Source organism: Vibrio sp. 1978 (assembly GCF_033344345.1).
Genome location: NZ_JAWPOP010000001.1, coordinates 16,133 through 37,193 on the forward strand (window position 1 = coordinate 16,133; position 21,061 = coordinate 37,193).

At 45.6% G+C, this 21,061-nt stretch carries 17 protein-coding genes and 1 pseudogene; 12 read left to right on the forward strand and 6 right to left on the reverse strand.

What is annotated here, in order from left to right; genetic code table 11:
* The gene (locus tag R8N49_RS00070; RefSeq protein WP_065275452.1) at positions 1-1,365 is read left to right on the forward strand and encodes a TrkH family potassium uptake protein; all 1,365 of its coding nucleotides are present in this window, start codon (positions 1-3) and stop codon (positions 1,363-1,365) included.
* 247 nt (positions 1,366-1,612) lie between these two features.
* On the forward strand, positions 1,613-2,539 hold the full coding sequence (locus tag R8N49_RS00075; protein WP_054578636.1) for a LysR substrate-binding domain-containing protein: 927 nt from the start codon (positions 1,613-1,615) through the stop codon (positions 2,537-2,539).
* 92 nt (positions 2,540-2,631) lie between these two features.
* Here R8N49_RS00075 and R8N49_RS00080 read toward each other — a convergent pair whose 3' ends face one another.
* The gene (locus R8N49_RS00080) at positions 2,632-4,368 is read right to left on the reverse strand and encodes a BCCT family transporter (RefSeq protein WP_318189844.1); all 1,737 of its coding nucleotides are present in this window, start codon (positions 4,366-4,368) and stop codon (positions 2,632-2,634) included.
* A 319-nt stretch (positions 4,369-4,687) separates the two neighbouring features.
* On the opposite strand from R8N49_RS00080, the gene R8N49_RS00085 reads away from it, so the two are divergent.
* The 6 genes and pseudogenes from R8N49_RS00085 (at position 4,688) to R8N49_RS00110 (ending at position 10,565) form a co-directional block, all read left to right on the forward strand.
* Positions 4,688-5,875: an aromatic ring-hydroxylating oxygenase subunit alpha gene (locus R8N49_RS00085; RefSeq protein WP_005375185.1), complete on the forward strand. Its 1,188-nt coding sequence runs from the start codon at positions 4,688-4,690 to the stop codon at positions 5,873-5,875.
* Between the two features lies 1 nt (position 5,876).
* Positions 5,877-7,313, forward strand: coding sequence for an aldehyde dehydrogenase family protein (locus R8N49_RS00090; protein ID WP_258489893.1), 1,437 nt, complete (start codon positions 5,877-5,879; stop codon positions 7,311-7,313).
* A 142-nt stretch (positions 7,314-7,455) separates the two neighbouring features.
* Positions 7,456-7,617 (forward strand): annotated as a pseudogene (locus R8N49_RS00095) (rubredoxin); the annotation flags it as partial.
* Positions 7,606-8,889, forward strand: coding sequence for an NAD(P)/FAD-dependent oxidoreductase (locus R8N49_RS00100; RefSeq protein WP_240694223.1), 1,284 nt, complete (start codon positions 7,606-7,608; stop codon positions 8,887-8,889). The pseudogene R8N49_RS00095 and the gene R8N49_RS00100, both read left to right, overlap by 12 nt.
* A gap of 12 nt (positions 8,890-8,901) precedes the next feature.
* The gene (locus tag R8N49_RS00105; RefSeq protein ID WP_005385877.1) at positions 8,902-10,218 is read left to right on the forward strand and encodes an NAD(P)/FAD-dependent oxidoreductase; all 1,317 of its coding nucleotides are present in this window, start codon (positions 8,902-8,904) and stop codon (positions 10,216-10,218) included.
* Positions 10,215-10,565 (forward strand): ethanolamine utilization protein EutQ, encoded by a 351-nt coding sequence (locus tag R8N49_RS00110; RefSeq protein ID WP_017635301.1) that lies wholly within the window; start codon positions 10,215-10,217, stop codon positions 10,563-10,565. Before R8N49_RS00105 ends, R8N49_RS00110 begins: the two co-directional genes overlap by 4 nt.
* 226 nt (positions 10,566-10,791) lie before the next feature.
* On the opposite strand, the gene azu is transcribed toward R8N49_RS00110, so the two are convergent.
* The 4 genes from azu to norR all read right to left on the reverse strand — a co-directional run bounded on the left by azu (position 10,792) and on the right by norR (position 14,948).
* The gene (azu, locus tag R8N49_RS00115) at positions 10,792-11,244 is read right to left on the reverse strand and encodes an azurin (protein ID WP_005375211.1); all 453 of its coding nucleotides are present in this window, start codon (positions 11,242-11,244) and stop codon (positions 10,792-10,794) included.
* A gap of 335 nt (positions 11,245-11,579) precedes the next feature.
* Complete coding sequence (locus R8N49_RS00120; protein ID WP_065275449.1) at positions 11,580-12,230, reverse strand: HAD family hydrolase; 651 nt, start codon at positions 12,228-12,230, stop codon at positions 11,580-11,582.
* Positions 12,231-12,499: 269 nt separating this feature from the next.
* Entirely contained in the window at positions 12,500-13,018 is a 519-nt protein-coding gene (locus tag R8N49_RS00125) for a hypothetical protein (RefSeq protein WP_053307894.1), read from the reverse strand.
* A gap of 397 nt (positions 13,019-13,415) precedes the next feature.
* Positions 13,416-14,948 (reverse strand): nitric oxide reductase transcriptional regulator NorR, encoded by a 1,533-nt coding sequence (norR, locus tag R8N49_RS00130; RefSeq protein ID WP_258490062.1) that lies wholly within the window; start codon positions 14,946-14,948, stop codon positions 13,416-13,418.
* Positions 14,949-15,138: 190 nt separating this feature from the next.
* On the opposite strand from norR, the gene norV reads away from it, so the two are divergent.
* From norV to R8N49_RS00150, 4 genes are all read left to right on the forward strand, one after another.
* Entirely contained in the window at positions 15,139-16,641 is a 1,503-nt protein-coding gene (gene norV / locus R8N49_RS00135) for an anaerobic nitric oxide reductase flavorubredoxin (RefSeq protein WP_065275446.1), read from the forward strand.
* A gap of 8 nt (positions 16,642-16,649) precedes the next feature.
* Positions 16,650-17,798: an NADH:flavorubredoxin reductase NorW gene (gene norW / locus R8N49_RS00140; RefSeq protein ID WP_065275445.1), complete on the forward strand. Its 1,149-nt coding sequence runs from the start codon at positions 16,650-16,652 to the stop codon at positions 17,796-17,798.
* A 42-nt stretch (positions 17,799-17,840) separates the two neighbouring features.
* Positions 17,841-18,179, forward strand: coding sequence for a DUF1971 domain-containing protein (locus R8N49_RS00145; RefSeq protein WP_005375231.1), 339 nt, complete (start codon positions 17,841-17,843; stop codon positions 18,177-18,179).
* 184 nt (positions 18,180-18,363) lie between these two features.
* On the forward strand, positions 18,364-19,242 hold the full coding sequence (locus R8N49_RS00150; RefSeq protein WP_005375233.1) for an NAD(P)-dependent oxidoreductase: 879 nt from the start codon (positions 18,364-18,366) through the stop codon (positions 19,240-19,242).
* Positions 19,243-19,436: 194 nt separating this feature from the next.
* Here the strand turns inward: R8N49_RS00150 and R8N49_RS00155 are convergent, their stop codons facing one another.
* Positions 19,437-20,876, reverse strand: coding sequence for a catalase (locus R8N49_RS00155; RefSeq protein WP_017821260.1), 1,440 nt, complete (start codon positions 20,874-20,876; stop codon positions 19,437-19,439).
* Positions 20,877-21,061: the final 185 nt, after the last annotated feature.

The window sequence follows — 21,061 nt, forward strand, 5'->3', positions numbered from 1 at the left end:
ATGGTTTTGTGGCATCCCTCTATTATCCCAATCGAGCGAAAACCCAAAGCGGGCAAAAAATTGTTGGGCGCACCGCCATTAATACTTAGCCTCAGCTTTGCGTGCTTGATCATGCTCGGCACGGTCTTACTCAAACTGCCGATTGCCACCACAGAGCCCATCACTTGGATTCAAAGCCTGTTTACTGCGACATCGGCCATTACGGTGACGGGATTAGTTGTGGTAGACACGGGCACGGCGTTTACGCCTTTTGGGCAAGTGGTTATTGCTTTCCTGATTCAATGTGGTGGCCTAGGTTTAATGACGTTTGCCATCGTGACCTTGCTGGCTCTGGGCGGAAAAATTGGCTTTTTGGAGCGAGCCGTCGCGAGAGAGGCGTTCAACCAAACTGACTCATCGACACTCATTGCCACCGCTAAATCTGTATTGATGTTCGCTCTGCTCGTTGAACTTATTGGTTTCACTATTTTGAGCGTTTATTGGAGTGAAGAGCTGGGTTGGAAAACCAGTTTGTTCCATGGTTTCTTCTACACCATCAGTGCGTTTAACAATGCAGGTTTTGCGTTGAGTGCCGATAGCTTAATGCCTTACGTGGACGACCCGATCGTTAACTTCACCATTACCAGTTTGTTCATTATTGGTGGTTTAGGCTTCTCGGTTTGGATTGACTTAAAACGCAATCGCCGTTGGCACCGACTCACCGTTTACAGTCGAATGATGATCTTAGGCACGGTGATCATTAACGTGGTGGCACTTATCGCGATTTACCTGATTGAATATGAGAACCCCAACACGCTTGGCCCTTTGAGCGAAGCAGGGAAATGGTGGGCATCGTGGTTTCAAGCGGTGACGCCAAGAACGGCAGGGTTCAACACTTTAGCTATCGATCAGTTGGAAGATGCCACAACGGCGATCATTCTGGTGTTGATGTTTATCGGCGGTGGATCATTGAGTACGGCAAGTGGCATTAAAGTTGTGACATTTATGGTATTGGTCTTGGCAACTTACAGCTATTTGCGTCGCGATGAAGCAACCTATGCCTTTCAACGCGAGATTCCCAAAGAGACCATCAGCAAGGCATTGGCGCTGACTCTGATCTCGGTGGGGGTGACTTGGTTTGCCATATTCACGCTGTTACTGACAGAGAAAGCGTCTATGTTAGACATTATGTTCGAAGCAGTCTCGGCACTGGGTACGGTTGGTTTGTCGCGAGGCTTAACGGGCAGTTTATCCGAACCGGGTGAGTTAGTGATCATCTTCATGATGTTTATGGGACGATTAGGCCCCCTTACTTTGGCGTACTTCTTAGCCAGTCCAAGAAAGAAAAAAGCGCGTTACGCGAGCACTAAATTGGCAATAGGGTAAATGGGCTAACTCGAAGAAAGTGAGCAAAAGGCTAGGCAAAAGAGGAGTAACTGCTCCTCTTTTTGTGCTCGTTGTAGCCACGAAACTGTATACGGCAGTCTCTCTCACAACAATTTATGATTCATCTCTATTTTTTATCATTTATAAATTGTCGTTTTTGGGGTGTTGTCCAGAATGGCATTATCCACGTGCAACATAAGATTGCCGGGAATAAAAATAATTACAATACTGCCTTACTGGAAGATACATGAAAATCAAACCCCTCCCACCTTTAAATAGCCTCGTTGCGTTTGAAGCGTCGGCGCGGCACTTGAGTTTTACATTAGCCGCTGACGAGCTAAACGTGACCCAAGGTGCTATCAGTCGTCAAATTAGACAATTAGAAGAATACTTAGGCAAGGCTATGTTCACGCGAGCCAATCGAAGCATTAATTTAACGCCTACAGGTCTTCAATATTATCAAGCTGTCAGCCAATCTTTGCTCGATATTGCTCAAATCACGGGTGAAGTGAAGAAATGGCAGGGCGAACAAAAGATCACGGTTGCGACGACAAATGCAATGGCAGCCTTGTGGTTGTTGCCTAAGGTTGCTCAATTTCAAAATGAACATGATGACATCGATATAAGGATATTGGCCTCAGATAATGTGTTGGACTTACGCCGATTAGATTGCGATCTCGCCTTGTTTTATTGTCGCACTCCACCTGCGGAAATGGATGTGACAACGCTATTTTCAGAAGAAGTATTCCCTGTGTGTAGCCCGCTTTATTTAGAGAAAATCGGCCAGCCTAGTGAGCCAGAAGAAATCTTCAATAAAACGTTACTCTATCTGGAAGAGTCTCAAAGAGATTGGGTGAATTGGGAGCAGTGGTTTGCAAGTGTGGGGTTGCCAAATATTTCGCCTCGTAATCGCATGAACATCAATAACTATCCAATGCTGTTACAAGCGGCAATTAATGGTCAGGGAATCGCGTTAGCCTGGGGGTCATTAGTGGACGACTATTTACAAAGCGGCGCTTTGGTTAGGCCAGTCGAACACGTGCTTTCAACACCTTCCAATTTTTCTATGCTTGAACCTAAAAATAGAGGTTTAATCCCAGCCAGCGTCAAACGTTTTAGAGAATGGCTTTTGCATCAGTTGCCAGATGAGGTAGGTGATCGAGGCTTAGCTTAAATCAATAAGCAGAGAAAATAACAGAGTTTGGTCATGTTAAAAAAGCGGGAATATCAGTTCCCGCTTTTTTAATTGATTGATGAAACGACGCACTAACTTAGTACTGGTCCCTGATTAAGTGTGGAATCATCTTCCAGCGAGGATCTTGAAGCGATAGGCTCGGAAGCCACAGTTTTGTTTTCAACAAGCGGTTCAACAGGACCATCAAGTTTCTCTTGCTCTGGGTGAACATGTTCAGGAAGCATTGCCCATGGCTTAGGTTCGCGTCGAATACTATGGAACAGCGTTAAGCTCATCACCGCGATAAAAATCGCGATAGGGAAACCGGCAATAATGGAGGCCGTTTGCATTGCTTTTAACCCTCCTGCATATAGAAGCACTCCCGCAATGGCAGCGATCATGATTCCCCACAATACGCGTATAGACGTAGGAGGCTCACTGTGTCCAGCGGCATCGAGGGTACATAGAACTAAGGTACCTGAGTCAGCGGAGGTAATGAAATAAGTACCGAGTAATAAACACGCAAGCACGCTAAGTAGTTTACCAAACATACCTGTATCTAGATTGTCGAATAGCGTAAACAAAGCGCGTGTCGTATCAGCTTTAGTCGCTTCAAGAATCGGGCCGCCAGAAAAAGCCGCAGGTGGTGTTTGTTTGGCTTCTTGTGCCGCAGTGACTTGCTCTTGATGAGCAACACGAGCGTCTTGCTCTACCTTCAACGCTGCACCACCAAATACTGAAATCCATAAAAACGTGATTAGCGTGGGTACGATGAGAGCACCGCCGATAAGTTCACGTATTGTGCGTCCTTTAGAGATACGAGCCACAAACATGCCAACGAAAGGCGCCCAAGTCATCCACCAAGGCCAGTAATAAGCCGTCCACCAGTTTTGCCAGCCAGAGTCATTCTGTGCATCGCTCCATAAGCTCATACCGACAATGTTTTGTGCATAAAGCCCCGTACTTTCGAGTAGCGTATTTAAGATATAGCGAGTTGGACCAATGTAAAGTACGACTAGCACGAGTGCGAGTGAGAGCAGCATATTCCATTCTGATAAACGGCGAATACCTTTTCCTACACCAGATAGCACCGACGCAACCGCACAAGTACAAAGGGAAACGATAATAAAGAGTTGAATCCCCAAACTAATATCTAGACCAAAGGCTTGATTCAAACCAGAGTTTATTTGGATAACTCCCATCCCCAAGGTTTGAGAGATACCGAAAGCAGTCACCGCGACTGTTAGGATATCAACCGTGTGTCCGATAGGCCCATAAATACGATCACCAATCAAAGGGTACAAGATAGAGCGTAGGGTAAAAGGCAGATCTTTACGGTAGGAAAAGTAGGCTAATGCGAGTGCAACAATAATAAAGACAGACCAAGGATGTAGACCCCAGTGAAAGAATGTCAGTTTCATTGATGTTGTTGCGGCTTCATTGGTCAGGCCTTGAGTAAATGGGTTGTCAGCGTAATGCCACATCGGTTCGGCGACCGACCAGAAAATCAAGCCTATCCCCATGCCTCCGGAAAAAAGCATGGATACCCAAGACAAATAACTAAACTCTGGTTTTTCGTCATCTTTACTCAAACGAATATGCCCATATCGACTAACCATAAGGTAAAGAAGAAAACCGACAACGAGTGAAACAAGTCCGATGTAAAACCACTTCATATTCTGTAGCAAAATGCCGGAAATCGTTTCGAAGTATTGGCCCGCTTGATTGGCGAGAATGGCGCAGAAAAGTACAAAACCGATAACGACGATCTTTGATGCGATTGTCACAGTCGGATTGAGTCCTTTCAATATCCCAGATGTTGCTCTCATAAGCATCCCTCACAGTGCGTTTGTTTTAACGTTATTGTTTGTTGCGTTATTGTTAATTTTTGAAAGAGAGTAGAGAGAGGGCTTTTGTGTTTCAACTGATTAATACTCATCGGTTAATGAGTATTAATCATGACAAGAAGATCATTGTTAATTAAGAGGTTATTTTTTTGTTCGAGATCAATGCATGAATGACAAAAACTCATCCAAGCCCGGCGAAAAAGTCGTTTGTTTGTTGCCGGGTTGTTAATCAAAATTATCTCCACTAACACAACACGATGTTGTACGCACTGGATGCAACTCGACTCTCGGAGATAAGAATATGAGCAATGTCAACCAAACCATTATTCCTGTTGAACTTGTTGATAATGTACTGAACCCAATCAGTGAAGCAACAGGAATGCCGAATCAGGCCTACACCAGCGAAGAGTATTTTACTTTTGAGCGTGATCAGGTGTTTGGTAACACTTGGGTATGTATTGGTTTTGCATCAGACCTGCTTAGAAATGGTTATGTAATGCCACTTGATTTCATGAATCTTCCACTACTCATGATGAGAAATCGTCAAGGTGAAGTCCAAGTCTTCCACAACGTGTGTAGCCACCGAGGTATGAAGCTGGTTCATGAGGCAGGCGAAGTTCAAGGCATGATTCGCTGTCCTTACCATTCATGGACGTACGATCTTGACGGCAATCTAAAAGGCACACCACACATCGGTGGTATCGCAAAACACAAAGATGACCGATTTAAGTGTGAAAAGCACGGCCTTAAGCCACTTCGTTCAGCCGTTTGGATGGACATGGTATTCGTCAACTTATCGGGCAATGCAGAAAGCTTTGAAGAGCATATCGCGCCGCTAGAGCAACGTTGGCAGCAATTCTTAGGTGAAGAAGGATTAGGGCTTCTTCGCCGCGTGAACATGGGTGGCAACTTAGAGATAGAAGTGAAAAGTAACTGGAAGCTTGCCGTAGAAAACTACTGTGAAGCTTACCACTTACCTTGGGTGCATCCGAGTTTGAACAGTTATTCTCGCCTAGAGGATCACTACAACATCATGTTTGCAGAGCGTTTTGCTGGCCAAGGTAGTCTCGCATACAACCTCTCTGATACTGCAGGAACACACTTACCTAAATTTCCAAGCTGGCCAGAAGATAAACTGCGTCATGCAGAATATGTTGCACTCTTTCCAAACGTGTTGCTTGGTATTCAAGCCGATCATGCCTTTGCAATGATGATTGAACCAATCACTGCGAATAAAAGTGTTGAGCACCTACGTGTTTTCTATGTGGGTGATGAAGCAACGAAAGATGAGTTCGCTGCGTGCCGTACTGCTACCGTTGAGTCATGGCGAGTCGTATTCGGCGAAGATATTGGAGCGGTCGAGGGCATGCAGGAAGGTCGTTACTCACCTGGCTTTGGTGGTGGTGTGTTCTCACCAGAAATGGATGTTCCGACGCATTTCTTTCAAACCTGGTTGGCAAAGCAAGTGAAAGCGGCACTGGAGCAGTAATATGATGCATTACCTTAATTATATTGATGGTGAGTGGTGCGATTCAGATCAAGCGCTGACCGTCATTAACCCTGGCACAGCCGAAGCGTATGCGACGATTGCAGAAGCCACTATCACCGATGCCGACCGCGCAATGGCAGCGGCACGTCGAGTGGTCAATCAAGGCCTTCTTTCGGACGTTCGTCCAGCCGTCAGAACCGAGTGGATGTTAAAAGCCGCCGCAGCTATTCGTGAAATGGTTGATGAGGGTGGGTTAGTTGCCTGTCGTGAAAATGGGAAATCTTTGCAAGATGCCAAAGATGAGTTTTTAGAGTCGGCACGTTACTTTGAATACTACGCAGGCATGGCCGACAAGCTGGAAGGCACGTCAATTCCGTTGGGTAAAGACTATGTCGACTTCACTCAATATGTGCCGTTTGGCGTGTCGGTGCAGATTGTGCCGTGGAATTTCCCTGTCTCTATTTGTGCACGCTCATTGGCACCTGCATTAGCCGCAGGTAACGCAGTGGTGATCAAATCGCCAGAGATTTCCCCACTTGCCATGACTCTGTTGATTCAAGCGATTGAAAAAGCGGGCTTCCCGAAAGGTACGATTAACCTTCTATGCGGTAAAGGCTCAGTCGTTGGCAGTCATTTGGTGCAGCACCAAGAGGTCGATCAAATTGTCTTTACGGGTTCCGTTCCAACCGGCCAACACATCCTGCAAGATTCAGCGCAACGCGCTACTCCATCGGTGATGGAGCTGGGTGGTAAATCGGCTGCTATCGCGCTGAAAGATGCGAACCTCGAAACACTTTTGAAAAGCGTTCAGGTCGGTATTTTCTTTAACGCTGGTCAAGTGTGTTCGGCAATGTCTCGTTTGCTGATTCAAAAAGAGCGTTATGAAGAAGTACAAGCGGCAGTAGTGGAAATGGCAAAAAGCCTAACCATTGGCCAAGGCGAAAGCCAGCCGGACATCACACCGTTGGTATCTGCTGATCAACAAGCACGCGTGCTTGAAATGATAGAACAAGCAAAAGCCGACGGCGCGAATATCCTAACGGGTGGCTACGCACCTGATCTATCGGGTTACTTTGTGGCACCAACAGTGATTGAAGCCACGCCAGATATGCGCATTGCACAAGAAGAAGTGTTTGGTCCTGTATTGGTGATTACACCGTTTGAAACTGAGCAAGAAGCAATCGAGATCGCGAATGGCACCGATTTTGGCCTGGTCGCTGGTGTTTTTGGTGAAAGCCTAAACCAAACATTACATGTGGCACAGCAACTGCGTGGTGGACAAGTGTTCATCAATGAATGGTTTGCTGGTGGCATCGAAACACCATTTGGTGGCGTGGGCTTGTCCGGTTTTGGGCGAGAAAAAGGACAAGAAGCGATTTATAGCTATGTCCAGACACGCAATATTGCCATTCGTTTGCAGCAAGACAGCAACGTATAGCTACCGTGTAACTGTATTTTCATCACCTCGTACCGGCTTGGATTTCAGACCACAAGCTAGGGCGAGGTTGATGGAATCACAACAAATCTGACAGCGGTTTGTAAACACGGAAATTCTGAACAAGGTAGTTGGAGTATAAGTGATGAGAAAGTGGCTCTGTATTATTTGCGGCTTAATCTATGATGAAGCACAAGGTTGGCCATCCGATGGCATTGCACCAGGAACAGCATGGGAAGATGTGCCGGATGATTGGTTATGCCCCGATTGTTTAGTGGGTAAGGCCGATTTTGAAATGATCGAAATCACCGACGATGCGCCAGTAGAAGAGGTCGTGGCAGTGTCTTCGGTATCGGTAGGATCGTCTGTTCAGCCAAATACGGCTCAGCCACTTCCATCTGAAGTCACTCAACCTATATTTTCAGCTGACCCTATCGTTATCATCGGCAGTGGCCACAGTGGTTACCAGTTGGCAGCGGCACTTAGAGCACAATCTGAAACGGTTCCGATCACTGTCTTTACCGCTGATGATGGCGCACTGTACAGCAAGCCTGCCTTGTCTAATGCACTGGTCATGAATAAAGACGGCGACGCGCTACAAAGTGAGAGCGCGTTGGAGTGGGAAAGCCGTCTCAACATCCGAGTTTACCCGCATACCCGTGTTGAACAGATCGATCGTGCCAATTCAACGTTACATACCTCCATCGGTAAATACGCCTACAGCCGCTTGGTACTGGCAACAGGTGCATCACCGATTGAAATCCCAATTGAGGGCGATCGCTCTTGGGTTATGAGTGTGAACGACTTAGTTGATTACCGCCGTTTCAGAGCGGAGCTGCAAGACAAAAAGCGCATCGCGATCCTAGGTGATGGCTTAATTGGCTGTGAGTTCGCAAATGATCTGATCGAAAGCGGTTATGAAGTAACAGTTATCGGGTTGGGTCAATGGCCAATGGAGCGTTTGATCCCGCAACAGTTGGGTGAATCATTACAAAGCGCACTTGCCGATCGAGGCGTGCAATGGGCTCTACAAGACAGTATCACCAGAATCGAGCCAAGGTCCGCATCCAGTGCGGTTTTACATCTGAACAGTGGCAAGCAGATTGAAGCAGATCTAGTGCTGAGCGCGGTTGGACTCAAGCCAAATGTTTCTCTGGCTGAGCGCGCGGGGCTTGAAGTTGGCCGGGGCATGAAAGTGAATCAATTCGGCCAGACGAGTGATGAGAATATTTACTCGCTAGGTGACTGTGTTGAAACTGAGCAAGGTTGGCAGCCCTATATTGCACCGATTAATCAAATGATCCCTTCTGTAGCGAAAAGCTTGCTAGGCGATGTCGCTCCTATCTCGTTAACACCAACTCCAGTGATTGTAAAAACGCCGATTCTTCCACTCACGATTTTCCCGGTAGCCGCTGAAGAACAGGGACAATGGTACATCGAGACCCAAGCAGATGAATTGACCGCTGCGTTTTATTCACCAGAAGGAGCAATGCTCGGTTTTGCGTTGCTAGGAAGAAAAGTACAGTCATTACGCGGCCCTTGGCTAGATCAATTGTCATTGAAACTGTCAGCAGCGTAGCGGAGAAAAAAGATGATTCATTTACCCAATGATGACGTGACGTGTGGTTGGTACCATGCGTTGCCAAGTATTCCAGAAAAATCGGCGTTAAAAGGTAAACAAAGTGCTGACTATGCCGTGTTAGGTGCCGGTTTCGCAGGCCTAGCTATGGCAAGACGTTTAGCTGAACTTATGCCTAATGCACGAATTATACTGATTGATGCGCAACGTATCGGCCAAGGGGCTTCAGGAAGAAATTCGGGCTTTGTTATCGATTTGCCTCATAAGTTTTCACTTGAGCATCCCGACCCTGAGCACAAACAAAAGTTATTGTCGCTCAACCGTTCTGCGATTGCTCAGCTAAACACTTTAGTGTCGAAGCACAGTATTTCTTGTCAGTGGTCAGCAAAGGGCAAATATCAAGGAGCCGTAGGGGCGCGCGGTGAAGCGTATCTCGATCACTTTGAGCACCTAATGAAAGACCTTGGCGAACCATACTTCCATGTTAATGGCAGTGAGCTGGCGAAAGTCTTGGGAACCAACTACTACAGCCGCGCAATTTACACGCCAGGTGGTTATTTAATGCAACCTGCTGCTTTGGTGCGTGGGCTAGGGGAAAGCCTTCCAGAGAACGTCGAGGTGTTAGAGAACTCGCCAATCCGCAAGCTCAGTAAAGAAAACGGTTGCTGGGTATTACATGGAGATAGTGGCTCTGTTGAAACCCCTGAACTGCTGCTTGGGACCAGCATTTTTACTCGGGAGTTTGGTTATCTTAAAAACAGACTACTTCCAGTGATGACGTTTGCAAGCTGGACGCGTCCATTAACCGACGCAGAAATGCAACGATACGGAGGTGAGCTGAATTGGGGGTTAACTCCAGCTGATCATGCGGGAACGACGTTACGTATGACCGCCGATCGACGTATTTTGATCCGCAATACTTACAAACACGTGCCGAAATATGGCTCAAGCATGAACGATAAAGTCAGAGAACAAATTCGCGACGATCATCGTCAGGTCTTTCTGGCGCGTTATCCCGAGCTGGCCGACGTACCATTTACTCACACATGGGGTGGGGTGTATGCAATCTCTCGTAACTTTACTAACTTTTTCGGTCAATTAGATGAAGGTGTTTATGCCAGCGCTTGTGACAATGGTGTTGGTGCTGCGTGGGGAACCATTTCTGGAACACTGTTAGCTGACTATGTCGTTGGTGCGACATCTAAATCATTGGATGACATACAGCAAGTGACAGGAATGCCTTGTTTGAATCCGCCAGAGCCTTTTTTAGGTTTGGGAGTAAAAACGCGTATCCAATTAGCAAAATGGCAAAGCCGGAGTGAATTATGAAGCCAGTCAAACTTGTTGATAGTAAAAGTCTAGATTTCAATGTTCGTGGTGATACGCCAGGAATGGCGTATGTTGCCAGGGCGTTAAGCCCAGAAATTTCACCAAACATAGGCGTAGGCTTTGCTAAATGGGAAGGCGCTAAAGTGGCTTGGACAGTGCTTTATGATGAGGTTATTTTCGTGATTGAAGGCTGTTTCGAGCTGACCGCAAATGGTGAAACACATTTTGTGCACCCAGGTCAGATGCTGTGGATACCGGAAGGGACTGAATTGGTTTATGGTGGGCATGCTCTGTTCGGCTATGTGGTTCATCCAGGAAACTGGAAAGAGTTACATGGTATTGAATGACTTTTATCATTTAGTTGTGTTTCGGAAAGGCAAAATAAAAATCTGATTTTTAACCATAACTTTTCGCAAAAGAACTTAATCTCAATGGAGCAAGGGTTTCATACTTGCTATGTTTCTTGGTCACGTTTCCAGACGTGTTAGACCTTTCTCAATTGCTATTTTATCTATCAAAAAGGGAAGCCTTGGCTTCCCTATAATGAGTCTTCTTTTGGCTTGGCTAAAGCTTTTATTTTAGCTCAAATTTACCCTGCATGATTGCCCAGTGACCCGGGAACGAACAGAAGAATGAATAGTCACCGCCGGCTTTCATTTTCTCAGTACTGAACGTAATGCTGGTGCTTTCACCGCCACCAATTACTTTTGTGTGAGCGTAGACGCGATCATCATTTGGTTTTACGTAGTTATTTTCTGCTCCAGCTGCCATGCCATCAGTACCGACTGCTTGTAGGTTGGCTGTGTCAGAGATGACCACGTTGTGACCCATCGATTGCGCTGGCATCTTACCTGTGTGATTCAGCGTTAGTTTTACCTCTTTACAAGTGGCTGGTACGCTCAATGTTTTAGTAGAAAACTGCATCATATCGTTAGCATCTAATGACACTTCACACTCGGCACTGGCTTGGGCACCAAAGCTCATTCCTACTAATGCGAAGGTTGTTGCTAATAAACGTAAAGACATATAACACTCTCCATTTTGTATTTTAGGCTGACTTGGATTGATCTTATCCAATAGTTCTCATTATCAGCCAATTTTCACTCCAAAAACGTGCTTCAATCGGTATATTGACGTTTTGTTGCAAGCTTGTACTGGTCAGTTCCGCTATTTGATCACTCAAATGCCTTATTTCATGCGATTGCGTGAGTTAAATCAAAAGTCGTGATTAGCCAGAGTTAAGGTGAAAATAATCTCTCTAAACGGGTGGCAGAATTGTTTGGTTTTACGGTATTGGAGAGGTTTCAAGAAAGAAGCTCAGCTAAATTGCTGAGCTTCTAGAGAACAGACGACAAGTAGGCCTAGCGAGTTTGCTTTAACGTGTGCAACACATCATGCAGTGAAGGTGCGAGAGTATGGCCTAATTGCTTTATTTCGTCACAAGGCTCAACCAAATCAGGAATTTGATAAGTGATCATGTTCGCTGCTACCGCAGCACGTACGCCATTATTTGAATCTTCAAAAGCGAGACATTTGGTTGGATCTACGCTTAGACGACTTGCTGCAAGCAGGTAGATCTCTGGATCAGGTTTGCCGTGTGACACTTCACAGCCTGTCGTTAAGTTGTCGAAATACTTGCTTAGGCCCGCTAACTCCAACTTCTTCTGTGCCACTTCTTTTGCTGTAGAAGTGGCGACTGCAATTGGCAACCCTTGGCCTTTCAACCACTCAAGCAGCTCAATCACCCCTTCTTTTACCGGTATCGCTTGGTGCTTAACCACAGCGTCGTAACGGTCGCGCCACTCTTGGTGTAAGCGGTCAAGATCATCCCCATAAGCTTTACGAAAAATCACTTCAATGCCCGCTGCATTGCGACCAATGATTGAAAGGTAAACATCTTTATAGAAGGGTAGGTTCTGGGCTTCACATGCTTCTTGGAAAATATGCATACAGACGCGCTCAGTATCAAGGAGCAAACCATCCATATCAAAAATAGCAGCTTGGTAGTTCATTACATTAAGACTTTTTGGTTGGGATGGCGCATTTTGACACAAGCAGATCGTTTTTTCTTCTAAAAATTAGAACTTGATTTTGATCCTATGAGTTCACATTGCCTCTGAACACACTATACACAGAGTCTATAAATTAGGTGTGAAATATAATATTTTTAAAATTATAAAAATTTCAGTTAAATAGATAAAACTCTATCTTAATATAAGCTAGAGTTTTATTAATATTCTATTGTTATTTTAACTATTGGATAATTTATTAATAGTTAAAATTAATAATAAAATAATACCAAGTCACGATTGTTTACGACTGCATGAGTGTACCAGCTCTTGACTTCAGATATTTGTTGCTCTGATAAGCCTCCGAAGTCAACGTTATCTTGGTGAATATCTTGATTTTTTATCATAAAAACAACAGGGAAATCGTCAGGGAGTGGGAATTTTATGGGATAATCGGTATTAGTGAATGGAATATCGCAGAAATCGTTTACATCGCAAGGATACCAAGAGTTATTGGATAAGTAATAACCAGTGATCTTACATATAGCTTCAAGCAAGTAAGCATAGGCGTAACCCAAGTGACTGTATTTTATCTCTTCAGACAGCATCTGCATAAGAAGCTCTTCAGCTCGGATGCTTTCGCCACTACTTTCCAGCATTTCATTAATCACTTTAAAGGAGTCTTGACACCTTTCCATGATGGCTTTTTCTAGCTCTGGATTACGCTCATTCTTTAGTACGTTAAAAACCTTTTCAGTATCTAATGAATATACTGTCGCCCCATATCCCATATTTTATTCTCCTCACTTTTATACAGTTAAATTCATTTAAGTGTTTTTATCGAAGGGATTATATTTTGATGTTTTTTGAAGGTAAAGTGTATACATAGAGGTTGTATTTATTATGATGAACTTTGAAAGTTTAGATTCTTAAAATAAATACTATATATTTAATTTTATTAGATCTGGCTCATAAAAATACCTTAACTATTATTGTGTTTATTGTTAAGGGTTATTAAATCTGTGAGGTGGTTCAAGACAATAAAATTTAGAAGAAAATACCGTCAAACTTAGGTGGCTATTCTATCTGAGCACTCAGCTCACTACTTATAGTGGGCTGAGTGAGCGGTTGGGCATCGGCTCTTTATTTGGCGATGAATATGCCATATTAGGTGATATTCGTTAGTGTCTATTTTATCCCTATCCGTTTTGCTAATCGGTGCAAATTGCCGTTATCTAATTCAAGCTGACGTGCCGTTGCTGCCCAGTTACCTTGGTTCTCTTCCAGAACTCGAACAATCATCGCTTTTTGGAAGGCGTCTGTGGCAGGCTTTAATCCGCCTTCTGGTAGCTCAAGCCGAGATTTTTGTTCCGTTTCTTCAACGTTCTTGATGTTCTGATTCGGCGTTCGGATGTCAAAATCTTGCTCAACTAACTCAATGTCCATGGCGTGGGTACGCGCTTTTGCCAAAACACCAGCACGTTTAATGACATGTTCAAGCTCTCGCACGTTGCCTGGCCATGAATAGTCTTTGAGTGCCTGCACCAAAGTGGGGGACAAACGAATGCTGTTCAATCCCAATTTGCTTCTTAAACGTTCGGCAAAAAAGCCTGCGAGTAACACCACATCGTCTTCACGTTCACGAAGAGGTGGAACATGAAGCGGGAAGACGCTTAGGCGGTGATATAAGTCGGCTCGGAAGCGACCAGCAGTCACTTCTTCATGCAATATACGGTTGGTGGCGGCGACAATACGTGTATTGACTCGAATATGGCGGTCATCACCCACACGTTGAATGTCGCCGTATTGTAGGGCTCGAAGTAACTTGGCTTGCAGCTCTAACGACAGTTCGCCGACTTCATCTAAAAACAGTGTGCCGCCATCGGCTTGTTCGAACTTACCCTTGCGATTGCTGATTGCGCCTGTAAATGCGCCTTTGATATGGCCGAACAACTCGCTTTCCGCGACCGATTCGGGCAGCGCCGCACAGTTGAGGTAAACCAAGGTATTGTTAGAGCGGCTAGAGCGATGGTGAATAGCGCTGGCAACCAACTCTTTACCTACGCCCGTTTCTCCCATGACCAATACAGACAACTCCGTATCGGCGACTGCATCAATCTGCTCTTGAAGATTCTTCATACCCTGAGAGTTGCCAATGATTTCATTACTTAAGGTGCGCTTCTCGGCGTAAGAGTCACGTGGCAGGCTCGCTTGTGTCTCTAGTTGTTCTAGTAGGAGTGCAGTGTGTAGGCCACCTGCTGCCAACGCGCTGACAAAACGTAACTCTTGGTTGCGTAGCCCATCAAATTGGTTGGGGTCGAAGGCGTCAATCGTGATGGCACCAATCAGTTGATCGTCGATCAGCAGAGGTAAACCAATGCAGGAATGGACATGCAGTTTGTCATCGTGGTTTGGAATCAAGCCATCGTATGGATCAGGTAAGTCGCTGTCGGAGGGAAAGCGCACGATATCGCCTGCTCGGGCAATGGCTTCTAATCTTGGGTGCTGCTCAATGGAGAAACGGCGTCCAAGCACTTCTTTCGCCAATCCATTGATTGCTAAAGGTTTAAAGTGCTGGTCTTCATATAAAAGAAGGGCAGAAGAGTCACACTTCAATACCTCTCGAATCGTGGTTAATAACGTATCGAAGCGAGCCTGTTGAGTGAGCGCCGAGTTAAGGTCTTGCGTGATGTGTAGCCATTGCGCGATTAAAGAAGTCATAGCCAATACCAATTGTGTCAATATGACTATTGTAGTGTCTTAATGACAATTTTCAACTGTGTCTAAATGACATGTTTCAATGTTGGATTTTAATTAAGTTGTTGAAATATATAGAAATTAAAAGTTGGCACGCCCGGTGCAATACAAGAAGAAATTATTTTTGTTTATCCCGTCATTCAAGGTAGTAATTATGACAATTCACGTAAAAAACAACATTCACTGGGTAGGTCAACGCGATTGGGAAGTTCAAGACTTCCACGGTACAGAATACAAAATGACAAAAGGTACCAGCTACAACAGTTATCTAATTCGTGAAGAGAAAACCGTATTGATTGATACGGTCGATCATCGATTCAGTCAACAATTCATCCAAAATTTAGAGATGGAAATCGACCTTAAGTCTATCGACTTTATCGTGGTAAACCATGCAGAAGAAGATCACTCAGGTGCATTGTCGGCATTAATGGAGAAGATTCCGAACACGCCAATTTACTGTACAGAAGCGGCGATAGATTCGATTGTGGGTCATCACCACCATCCTGAGTGGAACTTCAAAACCGTAAAAACGGGCGATAGCATCGATATTGGTAACGGTAAGCAATTGGTCTTCGTGGAAGCACCGATGCTGCATTGGCCAGACAGCATGATGACTTACCTAACCGGCGATGCAGTGTTATTCAGCAATGACGCATTTGGTCAGCACTATTGCGATGAACGTCTGTTCAATGATGAAGTGGATCAAAATGAGTTGATGGAACAGTGTTTGCGTTACTACTCAAATATCTTAACGCCATTCAGCAGCTTGGTAACCGCAAAAATCAAAGAAGTGCTGAGCTTCAATTTGCCTGTCGACATGATCGCCACGTCACACGGTATTGTATGGCGCGATAATCCGGTTCAAATCATCGAGCAATACTTAGCATGGGCAGACAATTATCAAGAAGATCGCATTACGATTTTCTACGATTCAATGTCAAACAACACTCGAATGATGGCCGATGCAATCGCGCAAGGCATTCACGATGTCGATCCTGGCGTGGCGGTCAAAGTCTTTAATGTCTCTAAGCATGATAAGAATGAAATTCTCGCCAACGTATTCCGCTCAAAAGGCATCTTGGTTGGTTCTTCTACCATGAATAACGTCATGATGCCGAAGATCGCAGGCATGCTAGAAGAAATTACTGGTTTGCGCTTTAAAGCGAAGAAGGCCGCTGCATTCGGTAGTTACGGTTGGAATGGTGGCGCGGTGGATCGTATCCATGCTCGATTGACTGACGCAGGTTTTGAAACCGCAGTGAGCTTGAAAACCAAATGGCGACCAGATGGTAATGCGATGCGTGAGTGCCGTGAACATGGTCAGAACATCGCGAAGTTGTGGGCGAAGCATGACCTGACAAGTCCTGTTATTTCTCCGGCGATTGCTACGTCTGCACCACAAGTTCAATCACAACCCGCAGCACAAGTAGCAACACAAGCGGTAGTCGATGCTGCTCCTAGCAACCCTAGTGCCGAGGCGCATCCTGCAGATTGCCAATGCATGGTTTGCACCGTTTGTAATTGGGTATACGACCCAGCTAAAGGCGAGCCTAATCAAGGCGTTGAACCGGGTACTGCATGGTCTGAAGTGCCAGATTACTTCTTGTGCCCAGAATGTCACTTGGGTAAAGACGTTTTCGTTGAATACAACGGTTAGGAGGGAATATGCAAGCACCTATTGTGATTATTGGTAGCGGCTTTGCGGCTTACCAATTGGTGAAAACAGTGCGTCGAATGGACGCACATATTCCGCTGCAAGTGTTTACTGCTGATGATGGCGCGGAATACAACAAGCCCGATTTGAGTCATGTATTCAGTAACAAGCAAACTGCCCGAGACTTGGTAGTTAAAAGTGGTGAGGCGTTTGCACAGGAACACAACATCGAACTGTTCGCCCATACCAAGGTTGAGCATGTCGACGTGCAAGCTCAGCAAGTGGTCGCCAACGGCCAAACCTATCCTTATTCCAAACTGGTGTTTGCGACAGGCGCGAAAGCCTTTGTGCCGCCAATATCTGGTGGTGCAGCACCTGAGGTGATAACGCTGAACTCGCTACAAGAATATCAATTAGCGGAAGAGCAAATTAGCCGCGCGGAACGAATTCTAGTAATGGGTGGTGGTTTGATCGGCGTCGAGATCGCCATGGATCTCGCAACCAGTGGTAAAGCGGTTACGGTGGTTGAGCCAAATTCCCGTTTGCTCGCTAACTTGATTCCTGAATTCGTCGCATTGCCGCTCGAAAACCAACTTAAGCAGCAAGGTATTCAACTTGCCTTGGAGACTGGTGTAGTTGCGATCAATCGTTCAGATGATTCGCTGGTGGCAAGCTTGAGCAAAGGTAAAGCAATCGAAGCCGATGTAGTGATTTCAGCGGCGGGTTTACGTGCTAACACTTGGTTAGCGAAGGCTTGTGGGTTGAGTGTCAATAAAGGCATCGAGGTAGATGCCCGATTACAGACATCAGCAGCCAATGTATTTGCATTAGGCGATTGCGCCGAGATCCAAGGTCGAATGATGCCTTATCTCCAACCGATCGTGCTAAGTGCCAATGTTTTAGGGAAACAACTACTGGAGCAAGAAGCAGAGCTGAAACTACCGCCTATGATGGTAAAGGTCAAAACGCCGAGCTACCCAATTCAATTGGCAGGCGATTTTAGCTCGGTGACGAACTGGAGCGTGCAGATTTCTCAAACTGGCATTGCCGCGAAAGCAGAAGATGAAAATAGCCGACTCATGGGCTTCGTCGTGACGGGAGAACAAGTTACGCAAGCATTTCCACTACTCCGAGAGTTGTCTCAAGCCGCTCAGGCTTAACCGATTTTAACGAAAAGAATTGTAATTAGAGAGGGTATCATTATGTCGCATCTAAGAATTCCTAAAGACTGGACTGTTCAACGTTCAACGCCTTTCTTCACTAAAGACAATGTGCCACCAGCGCTACTGACTCATCATAATACCGCTGAGGGAGTGTTTGGACAGCTGTGCGTCATGGAAGGGCAAGTGACTTACTACGGCTTTGCTGATGAAAATGCCACAGAAGCAGAAGTTGTGGTGGTGATTAATGCAGGCCAGTTTGCTACAAGCCCACCGCAGTACTGGCACCGCATTGAGATGAGCGATGATGCTCAGTTCAACATCAATTTCTGGTCGAACAAGGACAAAAGTGGGCAAGCGATGTTCCACGCTAAGCAGTAGTGAATCTTTGTAAGTGCTTTGACTGTTACGCTAATCGTCAAGTAAAGGGGTGTAGAAGGCGCAATAAACGGACTGCAATGCAGGATCATCGAGACCGAGGAAAGAGAAATCACGAGTAATGATTTCAATTCTTTAGTAGCATGTTACGAAACATTTCAGTCAGGTGAACTAAGGGAAGCGTGCAATGGAAAAACAACGAGTAGCATTTATTGGTCTGGGTGTGATGGGATACCCAATGGCTGGTTACCTAAGTAAAGCGGGCTTTGAAACCAAAGTATACAACCGCACAAAAGCGAAAGCCGACAAATGGGCTGAAGAATACCAAGGCGTAGCTTGTGAAACACCACGTGAAGCGGCAGAAGGCTGTGACATCGTTTTTACCTGTGTGGGTAATGATGATGACGTTCGTAGCGTTGTTTACGGTGAAGAAGGCATTCTGGTCGGTTTGAAAGCAGATGCAGTGTTAGTCGATCACACGACGACTTCTGCAGACCTAGCGGTTGAGCTGGCTGAAGCGTGTGCTAAGTATGGTAATCACTTCATTGATGCGCCAGTTTCTGGTGGTCAAGCGGGCGCAGAAAATGGTGTTCTAACCATCATGTGTGGTGGTGAACAAAGCATTTTTGACCGTGTGTCTCCGGCGATGGATGTGTACGCGAAGCAGATGACGCTACTGGGTGAAAACGGTCAGGGTCAACGCTGTAAGATGGTAAACCAAATCTGTATTGGAGGCGTTTTACAAGGTCTGAGTGAAGCTTTGTTGCTGGCACAAAAATCAGGCTTGGACATCGCTCAAGTTGTAGAAACGCTTAAGCATGGCGCTGCAGGTTCTTGGCAGATGGAAAACCGCGCAAATACAATGGCTGAAGACAAGTTCGATTTTGGCTTCGCTATTGATTGGATGCGCAAAGACTTAGGTTTCTGTCTGCAAGAAGCTGAGCGAGTGGGTCTAGAACTTCCACTGACTAAGAAAGTGGATGAGCAATACGCAGACCTTCAACGTGATGGTTTAGGTCGCATGGATACATCAGTACTGATCAAAGCGGTAGCTAAAAATCAGTAGTTGATGAATCAGTAATAGATAAACAGTTCTTTGGTATCAAAGAGCTTAAAGAAATCTAAGTTAATCATAATGAATCTCCTTGAGCATGGTTTGTGACTTGTGATTAAGGATTAGTGATTTGAAATCAGGAGGTGCTGTAGAGCACCTCCTTTTTTCGTCTTTAAATCACGCAGTGTAATGATTGCAGCGTTCGCTTACTTGTTTAAGCCTAGTGCAATTTCAAGACCTTTGCCGTACGCTTCGTCCGCTTGGTATGCGTGTTGAACGTGGCGCTGTTGGATGAACTCTGGCACACCGTCCATTGCGCGAGCTGTGTTATCGAACAGAGTTTGACGTTGCTCTTCGCTCATCAGACGGAATAGGTCACCCGCTTGGCTGAAGTAGTCTTCGTCTACACGATGATCGTAGTGATCAGCGTTGCCATTGATGCGCAGAGGTGGCTCAGAGTAATCTGGTTGCTCTGCCCATTCTTGTTTGTAGTTTGGCTCGTAACCCAGTGTTGAACCAAAGTTGCCATCAACGCGCATTGCGCCATCACGGTGGTAGCTGTGAACAGGGCAACGAGGTGCGTTCACTGGGATTTGATGGTGGTTCACACCTAGACGGTAACGCTGAGCATCGCCGTAAGCGAACAGACGACCTTGTAGCATCTTATCTGGAGAGAAGCCGATACCAGGTACAACTGCTGCTGGGTTAAACGCTGATTGCTCAACTTCTGCGTAGAAGTTTTCTGGGTTACGGTTCAGTTCGAACTCACCAACTGGGATCAGTGGGTAGTCTTTTTGAGACCATACACGTGTTAGGTCGAATGGGTTGAAGTTGACTTCATCCGCTTCTAGCTCAGGCATGATCTGTACGTACATCTTCCATTTAGGGAAGTCTTGACGCTCAATCGCTTCGTAAAGGTCACGGTGATGGCTTTCGCGGTCTTTACCTACGATTGCTTCTGCTTCTTGGTCAGTTAGGTTTTTGATGCCTTGCTGAGTTTTGAAGTGGAATTTCACCCAGTAACGCTCGTTTTCTGCGTTGATGAAGCTGAATGTGTGGCTACCAAAACCATGCATATGACGGTAAGACGCTGGGATACCACGGTCACTCATTACGATAGTCACTTGGTGGAATGCTTCTGGTAGTGATGTCCAGAAATCCCAGTTGTTGGTAGAGCTACGCATGTTAGTGCGAGGGTCGCGTTTTACTGCGTGGTTTAGGTCTGGGAATTTTAGTGGGTCACGTAGGAAGAATACTGGTGTGTTGTTACCAACCAAGTCCCAGTTACCTTCTTCAGTGTAGAATTTAAGTGCGAAACCACGGATGTCGCGTTCTGCGTCTGCTGCACCGCGCTCACCAGCTACAGTAGTGAAGCGAGCGAATAGTTCTGTTTTTTTGCCGATGTCAGAGAAGATCTTAGCGCGAGTGTATTTTGTGATGTCGTGCGTTACTGTGAACGTACCGTAAGCACCTGAACCTTTTGCGTGCATACGACGCTCAGGGATCACTTCGCGGTCAAAGTGTGCCAATTTTTCAAGGAACCAAACGTCTTGTAATAGTTGAGGGCCACGAGGACCTGCAGTCATAACGTTTTGGTTATGTGCGACAGGGCAACCTGCTGCTGTAGTCAATTTCTTGTTTGTCATTTTTCTTCCCCCTCCAGGGCTCAATACCTTAGAAACTGTAGAGGAGGTTATTACGGAAAAGCTGGAGGAGAAAACTGATATTGCTTATCAATTCAATAGATGGTGACTATGGTCGAAACTATATTAGAATCAGAAATTTACTACATTAGCTTGATTGACATAACAATCGACGTTCTCGAATACGA

Bases quoted from the DNA above. Each gene is read 5' to 3' on its own strand.
- R8N49_RS00155 (WP_017821260.1), bottom strand. From the start codon at position 20,876: ATGACAAACAAGAAATTGACTACAGCAGCAGGTTGCCCTGTCGCACAT.
- R8N49_RS00090 (WP_258489893.1), top strand. From the start codon at position 5,877: ATGATGCATTACCTTAATTATATTGATGGTGAGTGGTGCGATTCAGAT.
- R8N49_RS00070 (WP_065275452.1), top strand. From the start codon at position 1: ATGGTTTTGTGGCATCCCTCTATTATCCCAATCGAGCGAAAACCCAAA.
- R8N49_RS00125 (WP_053307894.1), bottom strand. From the start codon at position 13,018: ATGGGATATGGGGCGACAGTATATTCATTAGATACTGAAAAGGTTTTT.
- R8N49_RS00145 (WP_005375231.1), top strand. From the start codon at position 17,841: ATGTCGCATCTAAGAATTCCTAAAGACTGGACTGTTCAACGTTCAACG.
- R8N49_RS00110 (WP_017635301.1), top strand. From the start codon at position 10,215: ATGAAGCCAGTCAAACTTGTTGATAGTAAAAGTCTAGATTTCAATGTT.
- norW (WP_065275445.1), top strand. From the start codon at position 16,650: ATGCAAGCACCTATTGTGATTATTGGTAGCGGCTTTGCGGCTTACCAA.
- R8N49_RS00120 (WP_065275449.1), bottom strand. From the start codon at position 12,230: ATGAACTACCAAGCTGCTATTTTTGATATGGATGGTTTGCTCCTTGAT.
- azu (WP_005375211.1), bottom strand. From the start codon at position 11,244: ATGTCTTTACGTTTATTAGCAACAACCTTCGCATTAGTAGGAATGAGC.
- R8N49_RS00105 (WP_005385877.1), top strand. From the start codon at position 8,902: ATGATTCATTTACCCAATGATGACGTGACGTGTGGTTGGTACCATGCG.
- R8N49_RS00100 (WP_240694223.1), top strand. From the start codon at position 7,606: ATGATCGAAATCACCGACGATGCGCCAGTAGAAGAGGTCGTGGCAGTG.
- norV (WP_065275446.1), top strand. From the start codon at position 15,139: ATGACAATTCACGTAAAAAACAACATTCACTGGGTAGGTCAACGCGAT.
- R8N49_RS00075 (WP_054578636.1), top strand. From the start codon at position 1,613: ATGAAAATCAAACCCCTCCCACCTTTAAATAGCCTCGTTGCGTTTGAA.
- R8N49_RS00150 (WP_005375233.1), top strand. From the start codon at position 18,364: ATGGAAAAACAACGAGTAGCATTTATTGGTCTGGGTGTGATGGGATAC.
- R8N49_RS00080 (WP_318189844.1), bottom strand. From the start codon at position 4,368: ATGAGAGCAACATCTGGGATATTGAAAGGACTCAATCCGACTGTGACA.
- norR (WP_258490062.1), bottom strand. From the start codon at position 14,948: ATGACTTCTTTAATCGCGCAATGGCTACACATCACGCAAGACCTTAAC.
- R8N49_RS00085 (WP_005375185.1), top strand. From the start codon at position 4,688: ATGAGCAATGTCAACCAAACCATTATTCCTGTTGAACTTGTTGATAAT.